General features: G+C 45.3%; 12 protein-coding genes. 3 read left to right on the top strand and 9 right to left on the bottom strand.

Features of this window, described 5'->3' with window-relative positions:
* Positions 1-157: 157 nt before the first annotated feature.
* On the bottom strand, positions 158-2038 hold the full coding sequence (locus VP504_RS18595) for a hypothetical protein (protein WP_325894917.1): 1881 nt from the start codon (positions 2036-2038) through the stop codon (positions 158-160).
* A gap of 54 nt (positions 2039-2092) precedes the next feature.
* Entirely contained in the window at positions 2093-3262 is a 1170-nt protein-coding gene (locus VP504_RS18590; RefSeq protein WP_325894916.1) for a hypothetical protein, read from the bottom strand.
* A gap of 2109 nt (positions 3263-5371) precedes the next feature.
* On the opposite strand from VP504_RS18590, the gene VP504_RS18585 reads away from it, so the two are divergent.
* Entirely contained in the window at positions 5372-6337 is a 966-nt protein-coding gene (locus tag VP504_RS18585) for a LysR substrate-binding domain-containing protein (RefSeq protein ID WP_325894915.1), read from the top strand.
* 37 nt (positions 6338-6374) lie between these two features.
* Here the strand turns inward: VP504_RS18585 and VP504_RS18580 are convergent, their stop codons facing one another.
* From VP504_RS18580 to VP504_RS18570, 3 genes are read right to left on the bottom strand one after another with little or no spacing between them, the layout of a single operon-like run.
* Positions 6375-7154, bottom strand: coding sequence for an MBL fold metallo-hydrolase (locus VP504_RS18580; RefSeq protein WP_325894914.1), 780 nt, complete (start codon positions 7152-7154; stop codon positions 6375-6377).
* Between the two features lie 12 nt (positions 7155-7166).
* Entirely contained in the window at positions 7167-7808 is a 642-nt protein-coding gene (locus tag VP504_RS18575) for a glutathione S-transferase family protein (protein WP_325894913.1), read from the bottom strand.
* Positions 7809-7868: 60 nt separating this feature from the next.
* Positions 7869-8567 (bottom strand): cupin domain-containing protein, encoded by a 699-nt coding sequence (locus tag VP504_RS18570; RefSeq protein WP_325894912.1) that lies wholly within the window; start codon positions 8565-8567, stop codon positions 7869-7871.
* A gap of 292 nt (positions 8568-8859) precedes the next feature.
* Between VP504_RS18570 and VP504_RS18565 the strand changes: the two genes are divergently transcribed.
* Positions 8860-10182 (top strand): IS4 family transposase, encoded by a 1323-nt coding sequence (locus VP504_RS18565; RefSeq protein ID WP_325894911.1) that lies wholly within the window; start codon positions 8860-8862, stop codon positions 10180-10182.
* 48 nt (positions 10183-10230) lie between these two features.
* On the opposite strand, the gene tkt is transcribed toward VP504_RS18565, so the two are convergent.
* The 3 genes from tkt to VP504_RS18550 form a co-directional block, all read right to left on the bottom strand.
* Positions 10231-12225, bottom strand: coding sequence for a transketolase (tkt, locus tag VP504_RS18560; protein WP_325894910.1), 1995 nt, complete (start codon positions 12223-12225; stop codon positions 10231-10233).
* 109 nt (positions 12226-12334) lie between these two features.
* Complete coding sequence (gene tal / locus VP504_RS18555) at positions 12335-13285, bottom strand: transaldolase (protein ID WP_325894909.1); 951 nt, start codon at positions 13283-13285, stop codon at positions 12335-12337.
* A 255-nt stretch (positions 13286-13540) separates the two neighbouring features.
* Positions 13541-14536 (bottom strand): sugar-binding transcriptional regulator, encoded by a 996-nt coding sequence (locus VP504_RS18550; RefSeq protein ID WP_325894908.1) that lies wholly within the window; start codon positions 14534-14536, stop codon positions 13541-13543.
* 326 nt (positions 14537-14862) lie between these two features.
* Between VP504_RS18550 and VP504_RS18545 the strand changes: the two genes are divergently transcribed.
* Entirely contained in the window at positions 14863-17433 is a 2571-nt protein-coding gene (locus tag VP504_RS18545) for an EAL domain-containing protein (protein ID WP_325894907.1), read from the top strand.
* Here the strand turns inward: VP504_RS18545 and VP504_RS18540 are convergent.
* Positions 17430-18557, bottom strand: coding sequence for an anhydro-N-acetylmuramic acid kinase (locus VP504_RS18540; RefSeq protein ID WP_325895445.1), 1128 nt, complete (start codon positions 18555-18557; stop codon positions 17430-17432). The two genes, VP504_RS18545 and VP504_RS18540, sit on opposite strands and share 4 nt — an antisense overlap.
* Between the last annotated feature and the right edge of the window lie 92 nt (positions 18558-18649).

Below are 18649 nucleotides of genomic sequence, written 5' to 3'. Positions count from 1 at the left end.
GTGTGAGTGAGAAAATAGGCATTTTATTGGTGAGGAGAAATACGAACGGCTTTTAGAATATCCCCCAATCCTCTTTCGGTGATGAAATCCATCGCTTTTGGTTGTTTGGGGGATAACTGAGTTTATGTGTCTATCAGACTATATTGTGAAAGCTTGTCTATCCTCCAACATTAGGAAACGTTGATTCGCTTAAAGTCTGTTGCTGGTAGATGTCTAAAATTTTGGTAAGACCTGGTTTATTTGTATTTAGAGAAAGCTCCTCTAATTTTGATATCATTTGAGGCCTCTGCTTTTCATTTGCAAGCAGAATAGTTGCCAATGCTGACTGCTTATTGTCTGATTCTTCTTTGACCAGACGGTTGTAAAACTGGCCTTGCTCAATAAACGTCATTTCATTGGTACTGAAAAAACGAGATGCTGTTGTCAGAACGACCGTTTTTTCCTCGTTCAGGAGATGCTCAACAGCATCAGCTCTTCCATCAGGACGATAAAGCGCACCCTCTACGGCGGCATTGCGCTCGAAAGGATGATCTGAATTCATCGACTTAATGAATGTGGGCGTGAAAACATCATCATCAATATTGGCGGCGGATTTGAGTGCTATAAGCCGCTCTCTATTCGACGAGGTATTGCTTTGTAATACCGCCGAAACCATATCAATACCACTTTGACGCAAAGTCGTTTGCTTATTAGCGAGATTACCAATGTTGAACATAGCAGTCTCGCTAAGCATTGGAGAATCATTTCGTTTGATGACTTCTTTGAATGCTTCCATCGCGATATCTGTCGCTCCCTCGAGATGTGCTAGGTTAACCATACCCGCAGCTCTGTATCTGTATGGAACATCTGGATCGTTGATGATATTCCCAAGGTATTGCTCAGACTCGGGTTGGTTAGCATCTTGTATTGCCATTAATATGGCTTGTCGTTCCAATGGAGAAAGTGCTTCATCACTTAACATTGACTTTATTTCTGACAATGTTTTGAAGTTAAGAAGGTACTGACCTACACGGACAGACTCTGTATAGGAAAGTGAGTTTGATAACCCATTGAGCGCCTCGTAGTATTGCTCATCGTTAGAAATATCGTCTTTGGCGGCATAGGATTCTAAATCTGAATTGAATCGTGCGTTAGCATTAAATGTAAACAGCTCATTTTTAAATTCGACATGTCCAGGGTCGAATCTTTGGTAGCTGCCTACGATAGTCATGTCGATCTTTATTTTATTGTTTTCCGCGATAGAAGATGAATTATGCGACATGTCTAGAGAAACGTCCCCCCGCATGGACAAATTCACGTTAGCTTCAGTTAGAAAGCTATCGTCACCTATTTGACCTGACCATGAGTCTTTGATGTCGTCTACAATTGAACCCAATTCGAACTGATCGGTGTACAGGATATCTAATAATCGTCGTTTGACTGTGTTTGACGCGCCTTCAATTTGATATTGATAAACAACTGAACGTGATGCCTCTTTGATGGTTACTGGCTCATCGCTTGTGCTGTAAGAGAGGTTTGATATGTAAAAGGCCGCAGAACCTAAGGGATGTTCTCTTGAAAGCCCAAGCATATCTATGGATGTGTAAAGTTGTGGAGCTTTGTACGCGTATAGAAACCCTATTTCATTTTCGTCAGTTGGTAGGGCTCCCTTGTCGGGAGTGGTGACCTTAAAATTCCTTAATATCCCCCGTCTTTTTTGCTTTCCAATGTCTTGGTTTTCGAAAATAACCTCAAAAGAGAGTATTGCCTCAGTAGGTGGTGAGTCACTTTCCTTACCAAAATCGAGCTTTGCTGTATTTTTTAAATTAACGATATATCCAACAAACTTTGGAAGTGAATTTGTTTTAGGAAGTTCAGGCTGCAGCGTACTTCTCTGGTTTTCATTAGATGATGATACAAAGTTATCATTCATTTTAACGTCTGAAGTTTCAGATATGTCTATTAGTTCCTCGTTTTTCTCGCCTTCCAGACTTAAGTAGGTGAAGTTTACGGCGATAAGGAATAGAACGATAACTGGGAGAATAACTTTTTTTTTCATGTTTATACCTCAAGAAAGGCGCCGAATAAACGGCACCTTATCGTATATCAGACCTTATATTACGCTTCGAACACTACCTAGGCTTGAAATACGCGGGTCATTCTTATCTATGACAATTTTTCCTTTGATGAAATCATCTAAGAAAACTATTTCTCCGAGTTTATACCCACTCCAGCTCATTAAAGTCGCGGCGTATAATGTGATAGTCCAAGGTGGGAAACCCGCCTTAATTGCACCTGTTATGTTGCCACCAAATGCTTTAGCAGATGCTTTCCCATTGGCATGAACGTAAAACTTCCAGTTTTTAGGATTGTTATCTCTGGTTAGGCCACCTTCAATCCGTAATGGTGTTGTTGCTGAAATAGTGTTTACTGTTCCCGTTAAGTTAGCTGTTACTCCCATACCGACTGCCACACCAACCGAAAAATTTTGCCATCCGTTTAATGAGACGGTGTTGTAAACATATTCCGGAGTACGCCATGTGTTGTTGATATAAATAGGATGAGGAACGGAGTTAAACCAACCCGTATAACCGCCACCCATTGAGGATTTAACATTAGCACCTACGCCAGCATTAAAAGTGAATTTGATGGGAAGTGCGTATTGCATTAATTCAATTGCATCGAAGAAGGGATTTGATAGAGAGGCACCCAATGCAACGTTGAACCCATAGCCATTATGAACAGGATCACACTCTGTAGCCAAGGTTAAGCTAATTGACGTTGAAGGGGAAGAACCTCCACCAATAGAAATGGCAGCTGAGTGTCCTGCCCAACCGCCATTCCATACTCCATCTAGACCGCCTGGAACATCAAGAAATGCTTTACAGTAATTTTTACCGTCAGTACTTTCGTTTCCCATAAGCGCTTGTATCAAATCACCCTTTGCGTTGGAATCGGTTGGGGTAATATCGCTTTCTAGGTAGAGATCAAAGGCGCGGTGACGATTACCATTAAGCCAAGTGCCGTCTTGAGTTGAAATGCGTTGACTTAGCGAGGCACTTTTGTCAGATCTTGAAGCAATATCAGATGCTACCCAGATACGTTTCCGAGGGCTAAGGTCGCCTACACCAATTAGATGTGGATTTTGAGCCCAAAGAGGATCACCAATATCGTCCCAAGTAATACTGTGGCTGCCGGAATAAGAGAGAGTTGAAAAGCAGGCGAGTAAAGCTCCTACGAAAATCTTCCCTGATTTAAGTCTTTTAAAAGATGGTGAGTACATTGTTTGTTCACTCCATTTACAATCTACATGTTTAAAAAGATTAAAAATATATAGTTCCACTAACAGTGATAATGAATATTTGGCGTTCTAATTATTATCTCTCTTTTTGGCTCTTTCTTTTTAGCCTACTCCACGAATTGCTATTGAAAGTTCGGTCTCTATATAAACCGGATGTGACGTTATGTTTCAACGCTCACCTGTTCATTGGTTTTTCAGTGTAATTAATAAAATTTTCCCCATGATAAAGAAAAACTATGCCGAAATAGACTCTCACCCAAAAGTGGTACTTCTAATTAAAAAATAAATTCATTAGTATTTATTGAATAAGGTATCACTAATGTATTGATCCCTAAAATTAGATAATTCTGACTTTCTCAATGTTTGCTTGTTAAACATATGTTATATCTGGTATAAGATTATCTTATGGTGTTAGACAATATAAATAGTAGGGCTATTTCTCTGGTATAAAGTTACCTTCTGAGGTTAACCATTATTAATAGTATGGTTATTTCTCAAGTGAGGAATGTAAACTCTGAGTGTGATCTATATAGTTAAATAAATATGAGAATGGTTAAAGTGCTAGTTTTTAGTATTGAAATAGTATGGGTTTTGTTTTGTGGTGACTTTTTGAATTCGAGGTATGTGGTTAGGTAAGTGAAATTAAGAGGTTATCAATGCGTTCAATTCGATGAATAGTCATCATTGATTGAACTGCTTTTAGGCTACCTTGATCGAGAGAAATCCAGACATTGGAAATAGCCTAGTTTTTAATAAGAACCGCTGAGTCTGACGAACTAAAACCTATCAGAACTTACACCATATACAAAAAAGCTCTTCAGTGCGTTGTTAGAGAGTATCTTTGCCTAAACCGCTGTACCGTTACCTCTTAGATTTGGTTGCCACCATGCGCGACATGCACTTCATCTGTTCTATCCCCAAACAATCTAAAAATTCTTGTATTCAGAGGTCATAAATGTATCAAATTATAAGCAAATTTTATGAGGAATAGTCTCTCTATTTCCGTGGGATTTAACGAAGAAGTGGGTACATGAGGGCCTATCTGGGCGAGTCGACTGACGCTGTGCTCTTTGTTGTTCCTTTTTGATGGAGGTGAACTTCTGCACAGGAACGCCGCGATCACAATACCAGTCAATCTCGCTGAAGAGGCCATCTCCAGGTCGTTTGGGTAAAATCATTGTGTTGTTTTCCCCAGACCTTTTGATGATCTTTGTCATTTCGATGTCCGATGGTGATGGGTGTGCTTGTATAATTTATGTTTCAAAAAACTGTCGGTGTTAAGGCTTACTTTATGCAGCAGATAAACAAAATTTGATGACAAGTGAAGGGGTTGAGAGTGAAACAATGATGTATCTGGTGTGAGACGGCACTTTGGTGATGATGAATTGAATTTTAAATTAGGACTATAAAAGGACTAGTTTTGTTTAAATGAATAGATTTGTACTTTTGTATCGCAAAGAGTGTTATCAATATTACCCACTACAAATAGAATATATTTAGGTCGCTGATTTAAAAGCATTAAAGTGATTTTCTTGTATGCAGAAAAACAAAAGTAGTGGTCGAATAAGCTACTTTAGTTAAAGCTTGTATGTGTATTTTTGTCTACTTTGATTAATTAAGTGTGAAAAATATAAGATTGTGTTTCGTTAAAATGGCTTTATAGTCTGCATTTAGCTCATATCAAGATGTCGAGAGAAAATGCTCAATATATTAAAATTTTAGTCTTATATTCTTCACTTCTAAGAATTGGCGATATTATGATTTGTTTTGAGTGCTAAGCATGTTTGTCACAGTGGTAAGCGTATTGTGACCGAAACTTTTTTCGTGAATGAAACATTGAAAAGTGTGAATAAATATATCCTTGTGGAAAAAAGATAGTACCAGTGCTTTTTCTTCATCTTTGATTTGAGTTGTGGATAAGTGATTTGCAGTGATGCTTTTAAAAAGCAAGTCATTTGTTACTAAACTGTATGTATATTGTGTTCGAAAAAATAGTATTTCCTGGTTGAGACTCTTGATGTAGAGGGATGGAGTGCGTTTTTGTGTTAAATTATTGAGAAGCGGAATGCTGTGGGAACAATTGAGGTTTAGATGATGGATACATCGAAAAAGAGGTTTTTTAAAGGAAAAGTCAATAGAATTGCATATCTTAATGGTATAAGAGCGTTTGAAGCTGCCGCGAGACATCAAAGCTTTGCGGGTGCTGCACAGGAATTGAATGTGACACCTGCGGCAGTTGGCCAGCAAGTCAGGCAACTTGAAGACTGGCTTGATATTAGATTGTTTAACCGTGCAACGTCGGGTTCAACAAGGCTGACACTGACAGAAGAAGCAGTACGTGCGTTTCCTGATATTCACCGCGGGTTTGATTTGATTACACGTGGTCTAAGTAATCTCTTTGACGAGCCAGAACAAAACACCATCACGATTTCGGCGAGTCCTTCCATTGCCTCGAAATGGTTGCTCGCCCGCATCAATGCGTTTCAGTTAGACAATGAAGATTGCGACATTCAGGTGGAAACTGATGTGGCTCTGGTTGACTACTCAGAGAGGGGAATTGATATCGGTGTTAGATACGGCTTAGGACAATGGGAGGGATTATGCGCCCAGCACTTAATGTTTGAAGATATCTTTCCGGTATGCTCACCAGAATTTGCCAAAAAGTATGGACTGGAACGGTCACCACCAGAGGGACTGGAAGGGATCCCACTTTTACATGATTATTCAGTGCCTGCAAACAGTGGATACCCTTCTTGGCAGGAGTGGTCAGACAATGTTGGAGCGCCACTACCGGCGAAATTGCACGGCCTCAAAATCAATGACTTCTCAAGTGTGATGGAGTTAGTTCGTCGTGGAAATGGCCTTGCTCTAGGGCGTAGTAGGCTGATCGAAAATGAATTGGAGTCAGGCGAGTTGATTATCCCTTTTGACCGTGACTCATACCAGTTTCGTTCTCGTTTTTGCTATTATCTGGTATGGAAAAATGAAGAGGGCGATAGCGATCGAAAATTTAGACCCTTCAGAGACTGGTTAATGTCCACTGTGAGTGATACGTGAACAAAAAAAGGACCGTTTAAACGGTCCTTTTTTGTGGTTACGTCTCTGGTAGCTTAAACGTCAGGTTAAACGGTACCGCAACATTCAATAGTTTTGGTTCCTTTAGCGACTCATCCCTTTTGCTTCTTACAAAAACATACTCTCTCATGGAGGTATTTTGATTGAGCATGATATTCCTGCGTTTTTGCCAGTCCATCTTCACGCACATAGTAGGTGATGATCCAAGGGGGGGATAATCATGGCAGAGGTAAACGTTAGTTCCACTTGGCAGCTCATAAAGCTTTCGAATGGAGTTGTACAAATCCTCTGCGCTACCTCCCGGGAAATCCACTCTTGATGTCCCTTTGTCCGGCGCGAAAAGTGTGTCACCGACAAACACGTTGTCGTCGATTTTGTAGGTGACACAAGCTGGCGTGTGACCCGGCGTTTCAATCACTTCGATAACTGTGGAACCAAAGTGAATTTTTGAGTTTCCATTGACCAGAAAGTCAAAGTTTGCCAAGTTTTCCAAGCCGAACTTGCTTTTCCATTGAGCGAAAACTTCCTTTATGCGGTGGCTAATGACGGTTTTTGCTCCCGTGACCGTCTTCACATATTGCGATGCCGAAAGATGGTCAGCATGAATATGTGTGTCTAGCACGTAACGCAGTTCCAAGCCTTTTCTCTTGATGTATTCAAGTATAGTGTCGATATGTGAGTGAGATATATCGCCATTGTCATAGTCAAGAACTGGGTCAATGATCAGGGCTAGGCCACTGTCAGAGACCACATACGTCAGAGAGCCGGTCTCAGCATGAAAGAATGGTTGTACTTTCATGATGCACCTCCATTAACTTGCAGAAAAACAAGCCCGCTCTGACATGGTTTGTCGCCATCCGATCAGGTTGGTTAGCTCTGCAGGGATTTCTATGCCTGCAAATTCCGCGAATGCCAGACCGTAAAACAGTGTGATATCAGCCATTGAGAAGGTATCCGCAGCTACGTATAGACGATCCGCCAGATGTTGATTGAAGTAAGACAAACCCGCCAGCGCACGTTGCTTCTGATGGTTGCCCCACTCACCGCACTGATAAGTTTCGAGCGCAGGGCCCAGTCCCGCTGTAGCATGGTGGAAGTAGGTACCAACAGCATCCATTACCATGGATTCGGCTCGGCGTTGCATCATATGAATCATGCCACGATCAAGTGGGGTAGAACCTGTGAGGGATGGCCCATCAAACAGAGCATCAATGTATTCGGTAATAGCGGTAGACTCAGAAAGATGTTCGCCTTCCAGCGTACGCAGTACCGGTACAGTTCCCAATGGGTTTATGGCGTAAAACGCTTCGGTTCGATGCTCAAGGTTCATGACATCAACCTCGATAAACTCGACCTGATTCAAAGCGCCTTTTTCAGCCAATGCTGCGCGGATACGAGCAGGGTTAGGGAAACCAGTAGTTTCATATAATGCGATTTTGTTTTCCGAAGACATGACTTTTCCTTATCCGGTTTTTCCGGCTGTTGTTTTTTATGAATATGTTGAGCAGACGGTTTAAACGCGTACTTCGCCTGCACCGATTTTTCTGTAAATCACTGCTCCGCTATCGGTAGCGATCGTGATAGGCGTGTTCGCTGGGAAACGCATCCAAGAGTGGTGCTCATACTGAGTACCATTGATGGTTGCACTGCCAGAGAGAACGAAGTACTCAACGACATTGCTGAATGTTTCTTCAGCGGATTGATAACCTGCTTTTAGCTGATTTAAGGATGTTTCTTCGAGGTCTGAACTCCAGAGTGGCAGTGTTTTATGGAACTCGGACACTGATGTCCAATCAGCTTCATTGGTATTGAGATAGAAGTAATCTGATTCGGATGAAGGCACTTGAGAAAGCTTCACGAAGATCTCACAACCTTCTTTTGTAAAAGGAGCGTGAGTTGAGCCAACCGGATTACGCACGTACCAGCCTTTAGTAAAGTCACCATTTTGGTCAGAGAAAGTGCCTTCCAATACAATGTACTCTTCACCGCCTGGGTGGCTGTGTGGCTTGAACGAACTTCCCGGTGCATAGCGAACACAAGACGTTGCGCGACGGGCGATTTCATCACCGCGGCGTTCAAACATCATCCGTTTTACTCCGACCATTGGGGTGTCTGAAAAAGGTAGTGAACCACCTTTGATTGAGATTGGAGCAGAAAGGTCCACATTCCATTCGATGTATTCCTGACTGGCTGTTTTGGTATCCGTTGACATGCTGTCACTCCTTGTTCGTGATTTTTATTCAGTCTAAGGAGGCGTTGCTAAAGAGACGAGGCACAAAAATTTGTAGGGTGGGAAAGTTTTGTTTGTTCAGTGGAGCCAAGAGCAATATATGGCTATGAAAATAAAAGATAATTTATTAAGAAATTGAGCAGTAAAATAAGGAATAGATGATAAATAAACCCGCCAATTGGCGTAATGCCGATCAGTTAAGCAATAAATGATCGGTTGAACGATCCTTATAGGCTGTCAAAATCCGAGTGTTTCTCTGCACTCGGATTTCTTTATGTTCTTAAGGCAAGCGCTCGACCGAATACACCAATTCTCTGCTGACCAACTCAATGGGCTATCAGATCTCCTTTGCCCCACACTGATTAATCAATGTCTTGAAGACACGGGCGTCGCCACGATTCGTAAGCGTCGACTCCCCATGGAACTGATGGTGTGGAGCGTGGTGGGAATGTCTCTTTATCGGCATCTATCGATGAGCAAGGTGGTCTCTCAGCTCGATATATTACTTCCGGGTAAGAAGCCTTTTGTTGCGCCGAGCGCGGTGATTCATGCCCGTAAGAAACTAGGACATGAACCCGTAGAAGCAGTGTTCAACCAAACTCAGCAATTGTGGCATGAGAAAACCCCGCATCCCGATTGGTACGGACTCACTTTGCATGCCGTCGATGGTGTGGTTTGGCGAACACCTGATACGACTGACAATGATAAGGCGTTTAGTCGAACAGGTAATAAAACAACGACGTCAGACTATCCTCAAGTTCGCATGGTCTGCCACATGGAATTGACGAGCCATCTGCTCAACAGTGCCGCCTTTGACTCCGTCTCGGTCAGTGAGATTGACCTCACCGCTCAGCTTATCGACAAAGCCCAAGACAATAGCCTTACCCTGTTTGACAAAGGCTTCTATGCATTGGGACTTCTCCATCGTTGGCAAAGCCAAGGAGAGGAAAGACACTGGCTAATTCCCCTGCGTAAAGGGGCGCAATATAAGACGTTAAGAAAACTGGGACGCGGTCAGGCGCTGGTTGAACTCTCCCTGACTGCCCAAGCGAAAAAGAAGTGGGTAGATGCGCCGGATACACTGGAAGCCAGACTCATTACCACCAAGATAAAAGGGAAAGAAGTCAAACTGCTGACTTCCATGACCGACCCTAAGCGTTATATAGGTGCAGATATCGCAGAGCTCTACAGTCATCGCTGGGAAATCGAATTAGGCTACCGAGAGATGAAACAGTACATGCTTCAAAATAGCCTGACGCTAAGAAGTAAAACGCCGGCGTTAGTGAAACAGGAGCTTTGGGGAATGCTGCTCGCCTATAACCTGTTGCGTTTTATGATGTGCCAGATGGCGTATTCCTTGAATACGGTGATGCCATACCAAATAGGCTTTAAGCAGGCATCGATATTTTTGGTGAGTCAGTTGCAGATGCTTCCGGCTGTCGCGCCGGGCAGATACCCAGAAGTACTCAGATATATCCTCGATATGGCAGAGAGCTTTGTGCTTCCAGAGAGGCGGGAGAGGACATATCCCAGAGCAGTAAAGAAAAGGCCCAGTCGCTATGCGACTAGGCCTTCTAGAAAGCGTCATTCAGCTTAATTCACATGCATTACGCCAATTGGCGGGTTTTCTATATGAGTTCAGTACTTAAGCCAGCAGTTCTTTTGCTGTCTCAACCACGTTTTCTGTGGTGAAGCCGAACATCTTGAACAGCTCGCCTGCTGGTGCAGATTCACCGAAGGTGTGCATGCCAATGATGCGACCGTCAAAGCCCACGTACTTGTACCAGAAGTCCGCAATGCCCGCTTCGATTGCCACACGTGCCGTCACGTCTGATGGCAGTACCGCTTCACGGTAAGGAGCATCTTGTTTATCGAACACGTCAGTTGATGGGATGGACACTACGCGAACCGCTTTGCCTTCTGCAGACAGTTGCCCAGCTGCTTCTACAGCCAACTCAACTTCTGAACCAGTGGCAATAAGGATAAGGTCAGGCTTGCCAATGCAATCTTTCAGGACATAGCCACCCTTCGCGATGTTTGCCACTTGCTCAGCAGAACGCTCTTGTTGCGCCAGATTCTGACGCGAGAAGATGAGCGACGTTGGACCATCTTTACGCTCAATCGCCAGTTTCCACGCCACTGCCGATTCCACCTGATCACACGGACGCCATGTGCTCATGTTTGGGGTCAGGCGCAGGGAAGCGATTTGCTCAACCGGCTGGTGTGTAGGGCCGTCTTCACCCAGACCGATTGAATCGTGGGTGTAAACCTGGATGTTCTGCACTTTCATCAGTGCCGCCATGCGCATCGCGTTACGGGCGTACTCCATGAACATCAGGAAGGTAGCGCCATAAGGTACGAAACCACCGTGCAGCGCGATACCGTTGATGATCGCAGTCATACCGAACTCACGCACGCCGTAGTGGATATAGTTGCCTGACGCGTCTTCACCGGTCAGCGCTTTTGAGCCAGACCACATGGTCAGGTTTGATGGCGCCAGGTCGGCAGAGCCTCCCATGAATTCAGGCAGCATCGCACCGAACGCTTCCAGCGCGTTTTGCGATGCTTTACGTGACGCAATGTTTGCTGGGTTAGCTTGTAGGTCGGCAATGATTTGGTTGGCTTTTTCTTCCCACTCAGCTGGCAGTTCGCCATTCACGCGGCGTTTGAACTCTGCCGCCAGCTCTGGGTGTGCAGCTTCGTACGCAGCCAGTTTCTCGTTCCATGCTGCTTCTTTTGCAGCGCCTGCTTCTTTCGCGTCCCACTGACCGTATACGTCAGAAGGGATCTCAAACGCAGGGTGCTCCCAACCCAGGAACTCACGTGCAGCTTTGATTTCATCTGCGCCCAGTGGTGCGCCGTGACAGTCGTGAGAGCCAGCTTTGTTTGGTGAGCCGAAACCGATGATGGTTTTGGTACAAATCAGGGTAGGACGACCGGTTTCTGCTTTCGCCGCTTCAATGGCTGCGTTGATGGCGTCTGCATCGTGACCATCAACTGCTGGGATAACGTGCCAGCCGTAAGACTCGAAACGCTTAGGCGTGTCGTCGGTGAACCAACCTTCAACGTGACCGTCAATGGAGATGCCATTGTCATCCCAGAACGCGACCAGTTTGCCCAGACCCAGGGTGCCTGCCAGTGAACACGCTTCGTGAGAGATGCCTTCCATCAGACAGCCGTCACCCAGGAACACGTAAGTATTGTGGTCAACGATGTCGTGCCCTTCACGGTTGAACTGAGCAGCCAGTGCTCTTTCTGCAATGGCCATACCCACCGCGTTGGTGATGCCTTGACCCAGAGGACCAGTCGTCGTTTCTACACCTGGCGCATAGCCATACTCAGGGTGGCCTGGGGTTTTCGAGTGCAGTTGACGGAAGTTTTTCAGATCGTCGATAGACAGATCGTAACCGGTCAGGTGCAGCAGAGAGTAAATCAGCATAGAGCCGTGACCGTTTGACAGCACGAAGCGGTCGCGGTCTGCCCACTCAGGGTTTTGTGGATTGTGGTTCATGTGGACACGCCACAGGACTTCGGCGATGTCTGCCATGCCCATTGGGGCACCTGGGTGACCAGAGTTAGCTTGTTGTACACCGTCCATGCTGAGGGCACGGATCGCATTGGCAAGGGTTTTACGTTCCATCTTGGGCTTACCTTGTTGAATTAGATTTATCTGACCGGGTTTCAGAACCGGATCATATATGAAATAAGAGAGCGGCAATAGCCGCTCTGAGTAATTCTGTTTTTCTGGATTACAGCATGTTGCGGATCATGTCTTCCAGCTTACCTTGGTCAACCGCGAAGTTGCGGATACCTTCGGCCAGCTTTTCGACAGCCATCGCGTCCATGTTGTGCTCCCAAAGGAACTCGGCATGTGTCATTGCAGCTGGGCGCTCTTTCACTTCCACATCGTCGCTTAGCTTCTGAACCACTTCGCCTTCTGCGTCAGATAATTCTTGCAGCAGCTGTGGGCTGATGGTCAGACGATCACAGCCTGCCAGTTCTAGAATTTCGCCAGTGTTACGGAAGCTTGCGCCCATAACAACAGTCTCGTAACCGTGCTCTTTGTAATAGTTGTAAATGCCAGAAACCGACAGGACACCTGGGTCTTCAGCTGCTTCGAAGTCGCGGCCTTCTTTCGCTTTGTACCAGTCCATGATGCGGCCAACAAAAGGAGAAATCAGATAAACACTCGCTTCAGCACAAGCGCGTGCCTGAGCAAATGAGAACAGCAGAGTCAGGTTACAGTTGATACCTTCTTTTTCTAGCACTTCTGCAGCGCGAATACCTTCCCAAGTAGAGGCCAGTTTGATCAGAATACGATCATTGCTGATGCCCGCTTCGTTGTACATGCTGATAAGCTTACGTGCTTTCGCTACGCTGCCTTCGAAATCGTAAGAAAGACGGGCATCTACTTCTGTAGAGATGCGGCCAGGGATGACTTTAAGGATTTCTTTACCAATATTTACTGCCAGACGGTCGCCCGCATCAGCCAGTTGTTGTTCAACGCTCTGGCTCTTTGCTTTTGCGTAGCCGATCGCTTCTTCAATTAGCGGTGCATATTGTGGAATTTCAGCAGCTTTCAGGATCAGGGAAGGGTTGGTTGTCGCGTCTTGTGGCTGGTATTTGGCGATCGCATCGATATCACCCGTGTCAGCAACCACGGTTGTGAGCTTGCGTAATTGTTCCAATTTAGTGCTCATCTTTTAAACCTTTTTTGTATCAAGTAGGGGGCTCAGAATTGCTAGATTAATCATCCAAAATATCGGTGTAAACGTTGAATGAACAAATGCAACACGTCTGAGCAAATGATTGCGTCATATTTCTGTTTTTGTGTAATAAAGTCAACGCTCAGATCTGATAAACCTCACAGGGATCTCATAGAAACGTTTACTTATAACGATATCTGTTGAAGTGCTGCTGAATCCTTTACCTGCAGGAGTTTTGGTATGCTTTGTTCAACCTTCATTATCGACCATGTTAAGCAGTGCCATCGCGCAACTGGCACTGGTTGCTAAGACATCAATGGTACCTGTTTTCAATGCACCGAGAATAGACAAAGCTTTACGGCTTTCACTAGCCATAGCGATGACATTTGGGATCAGTCTCAAGTCTCGCATTTCAAGTCCTACAACTCGATCGCGCATCAGGGTATTTGCTCGACTACCATCCAGTTTGAAGAAATCAAAACCGCCAATATCACCAACAATACCATCATTCACACGTGCTTCAACGAACTCGCGTGCCGAGAAACAGCCCAGTTTCACCATATGGCTGTTCTCGTCCATGTCACCGACACCCACTAGGGCGAACTCTGCCTTACGCGCCTGATTAAGTGTTTCATTAATGTTCGGATGGCTCAGGAATACATCCCGAATCTGCGGTGTATCAACGTAGGCCGGTGCATAGAGCGTTTCACTACTACCACCAAATTTCTTGGCGAGGCGGCGACAGATATGGTCTGCATTGATAATGTCGCCGCTGCGATGAGTGCCACCAATCGCACACACAAAACGTGCGTTACGATGGGATACAATGCCAGGGTGATCCGCTACCGCTGCAACGTTTTGTCCCTGTCCGACAGCAACGACCATACCTTCCTGTAGGTTTCCATCAATAAAAGATGAAACGAGAGTGGCCACCTGAATACGCTGTTCTTGAACACTAGGCTGGTCAAGTGCAATGAGGGCTCTCTTGAGGCTGAACTTCTCCATCAGCCTTTGTTCCAGTTGGGCACTGTGTACCGGATGAAACTTAACGGTAATTTCTACAATCCCCTCTTCACGAGCACGGCGCAGCAGGCGACTTACCTTGGCGCGACTGATCCCGAACTTCTTGGAAATTTCTTCCTGAGTTGTGTTTTGCTGGTAATAAAGAATGGCAATCTCAGTGAGGAGATTTGTGTCATCAAGCAGGCTTTCGAAGTTACTGCTTAATGTGCGTGTCGTGGTCATAATTTATTCCTGCACTGGGTAATCAGCCTGAGAGTCTACGAAGTTTTCAGTGAGTGAACAAATGTTCATGTGTCAATCATATGCTCGAAGTCACATTTGGATGTGACCTAACCGAAATGTCAGTACTATTTACTGTTTTCAATCAAGATTTGTTTGAAAAAGTAGTCATACGTATCTAGATTGAAACATGTCATTGTGGGAATTTTCAGTAGCTCCGGATGATGAGAAGAGCTGCGTTAAGGTTGGCGTATGGCTAGTTATCCAAACTCTTTTGTTTTCCCGAAGTTCGCTTTGCTGGTCAAGTTTTATACAAGTCGGGAGAATAAATGAAACTACAGCCTGTGATCCCAAACCGCATATTATGGATTGCGGCGACGTTGTTTATCGTCTTTATCGGTACGCTTGTAGGTTCCCGATTTGCTGGGCTGTTTCCGACGGTGTCATCTTCACCCGAAAATATCGAGGCCAATTATGGTTACTTTGTCGATAGTACAAACAGCCATATTCTCAGTTATGTCCGCGACTCCGCCATTTTTAGGAGTATCAGCAGCCCAGCCGAAATTCCCTGGGAGCTGGGAAATAAATCCTACTGGGTAAAAGTAGACGTACAGAATCTAGAGTCTGATCATCGCCACCTTTCTCTTTATTTCGATACGCCGATGACCGACCGTTTGAACATTTACCAGTTCGACGATGAAGGGCGTGAAGTTAAAAGATGGCGTCTAGGTGACAGTGCAGAACGTGGATACAAGGTTGGTGATATGCCGCCGGCCGTCCACTTTATGATTGATGGGTTTGAAAGATCTCAGCTTTACCTTCACGTCTACTCTGAAGGTTTTCCAACCATGCCTATCTGGCTATTGGATCAACATGATTACCATACACTGACACAACTTCTTCACGCCATTTGGGGAGGTTTCACCGCGATTATGCTAGCGGTAGCTGTATACACGTTCGCGGTTTACGTCTCTTTGCGAGAACGTGTATATATCGTTTACACAGGGTATGTGGTGACCAGTGTGGTGTTGCTCGGCGCAGTGCATGGCTTCGGTATATACCTTTTCCCGACATCAGTGCAGATTTTCTTCAGCAATAATACGGTAGGTCTGACTTTTGGGCTGTTTTTCCTTTCATTGTCGTTTGCTCATCTCTATCTCCTTGTTCACAAGATTCAAAGTTTATTGCGACAAGTTGTTAACTATGCGCTGATGGTTTTGTTGGGATTGATGATCATTTCTTTGGTTATTCCTGAACATATATCGGCAACCTTCCTCATCGCGATTCAGCCTGTTTTCTACTCTTTGATCGGTGTGCTGGTCTGGCGCCGCTGGACTGTTGCACAAAAATGGAGTCCGCTGTTTACATTTTCTTGGGTGCCATTAGTCGTTGCAGGGGTTTTCCCCCCACTTTTGGTGACGGGGACGATTGAATACACTTTGGCATTCCGTTATGCCTTTATGATGGGAAATGTCTTGACTGTCATGCTAATGGCACTGGCGCTTGCTGAGCGATTCCGTCAGCAACGTGAAGATTCTGTTTATCAACTGACGCACGACATGCTTTCATCTTCACCCAATGTGAATGTGTTAACCCTTGTTATTGATCAACTTGTAGAGAGAAACCGAGAATTTACGCTTTGCTGCTTCCAGATCGATCGTTTTAATTCACTTGCGCCTTATATGTCCGTAAAGCAGAAGCAGTACTTTGTTAGTGAAGTGTGTGAGCGTCTGCATGTAGCGCTAGATAGTGATGCTGTGAAGGTGCTAGAAGGGAGCTACCATCGCAAACATCGTATTGCCTGCATAAAGGAAGGCTTATTCGGGTTTGTTGTGTTGTCAACAAACCATGAAAAAATTAAGTTGCTGCTTGCCAGTGCTCTTGATGAAGTGGACCACTATGTCGAGCTCAGTGATTTAAGTATTCGTACGCAGGGGACTGCTGGAACAAGTGAATTTCCGAAAGATGGCAGTGCAACAGATATTCTGCTGCGCAAGGCGATGCAAGCAGTGGCTGAAACCTCTCCAATTGAAAAACGCTTCAATGCCTACGATTCGCTGAACAGTTTCAACCGCACAATGAACATGTCGCTGGTTTCTGACCTGAAAAGGGCAATTGAAAACAACGAACTGGATTTGTACCACCAGCCCCAGATTGACCTCCGCACTGGCTCGATCCATGGTTCAGAAGTGTTATTGCGCTGGGAGCATCCCAAGTTTGGCCAAGTTTCACCAGAATTATTTGTGAAATTGGCAGAAGAAGTTGGCCTAATCAACGACTTGACACTGTGGGTGATTAAACGCGCCTTCTATCAGCAAAGTAAGCTTATCGAGCTCGGCTTTAGCCGTCGTTTATCGATAAATGTGAGCGCGTCAGACATTGCTATTCCAAATCTCGTGGACAAGATTGCAGATATAGCAGAACAGTACCGGGTTCCAACAGGCACGCTGTCTTTGGAACTGACTGAGTCGACTATGGTGTCAGACTATGAAAGGCTGCACCAGGTGATTGACCGCTTGTCACAGTATGATATTGAAGTATCCATTGATGACTACGGGACAGGCTATTCTTCGCTGACCTATCTCTCACAGCTACCGTTTACTGAGCTTAAGATTGACCGAAGCTTTATCAACTCGCTCACAAACAGCCCACGTAAGCAAAACATTGTGAGGGCAACGACGGAGATGGCGAAGTCGCTTGGCCTTATGGTAGTGGCGGAAGGGGTAGAGGATTTGGAAACGGCCTCTGTACTGAAACGATACGGTGTGGACATTGCCCAAGGCTACTACTATTCGCGTCCACTAAGTTTTAGCCAATACCTTCTCTACTTAAAGCGTACCAGCAACCAAATTCCAGTCGCGCTTAATCGCCCAAACAGGTTCGGTACCCAGTCGGGCTAATCAGGGTAGTAAATGGCGCCGAGTCGGCATGGGCGGCTGGCGCCAGTGACATCGGTTAGATTTCCCGGTTTTCCCTTTAACGCTTGATAGGCTAGCCAGGCAAAGGCAAGTGCTTCCAGTGAGTCGCCATTGATACCTATATCGTCAGTCGGCATGACCTGCCAGCAAGGTAATGCCAACTGAAGTGCAGTCATTAACGTTTTATTTCTCGCCCCGCCCCCGCATACCAACAGCTCGCCAGAACCATAGAGAGTCACGTCGTTTGCAATTGATTGAGCAGTAAAAGCAAGCAGAGTGGCTTGTATGTCTTCTGCGTTCACTGGTTGGCTGAAAGTGTTGAGATGCGTTTCGAGCCATCTCTGGTTGAACAGCTCACGACCTGTACTTTTTGGAGTGGACTGCGCGAAATATCCATCACTGAGCATTTGGGTCAAGAGAGCCTGATTGACCACACCGCTAGCAGCCCAGACTCCGTCTTTGTCGTATGGTTTGCCATGGTGCTTGCTTACCCAACTGTCCATTAGCATGTTACCCGGGCCTGTGTCATAACCGATGACGGGTTGATCAGGCGCAAGTACCGATATATTGGCTATGCCGCCAATGTTCAGCACCACTTTTGTGGTGGAGTCTGTGCTAAACAGAAACTGGTGAAAGGCAGGAACAAGAGGTGCGCCTTGGCCACCGAGCGCCATATCTTTGCGTCGGAAATCGGCAACAGTCGTGATACCTGTTAGTGCTGCAATAATATTGGCATCGCCAAGCTGCATGGTGAATGGCATTGGCCCTGTGGGTTTATGAAATACGGTCTGACCATGACAGCCAATCGCTGCGATCTCCTCTGCTTTCAACGTACTTTCGGCCAGAAAGCGATTCACTGCTTCTGCGTATGTTTTCCCAAGGAAATGATCGATGGTGCCAATTTCTTCCAATGTAACGGATGCCCCTTGGCTTAGGGCAATGAGCTTGTCTTTTAGCTTTTCCGGAAACGGATATTCAGCTTGATGGTGAAGGGTGGCGCTCTGGTCAGAAAACGAGGCGGCGACCATATCAATTCCGTCCAGACTGGTGCCAGACATTATACCAATATACATGATTTGTTCGCCTCTCTTCTTTTTAGTTTTCAGTTGCTAAGTTTCTCATAGGATTGCAATTCCCAGCACCAAATTTTGGTATCAGACTTTCTAGAGTGTGCGTGTCAGCGTAATATGTTGCCAGC

The sequence above is a fragment of the Grimontia sp. NTOU-MAR1 genome (assembly GCF_035758505.1).
GTDB lineage: Bacteria > Pseudomonadota > Gammaproteobacteria > Enterobacterales > Vibrionaceae > Enterovibrio > Enterovibrio marinus.
Note: the sequence above shows the minus strand (reverse complement) of the source record. Positions and strands in the feature narration are given on the sequence as shown.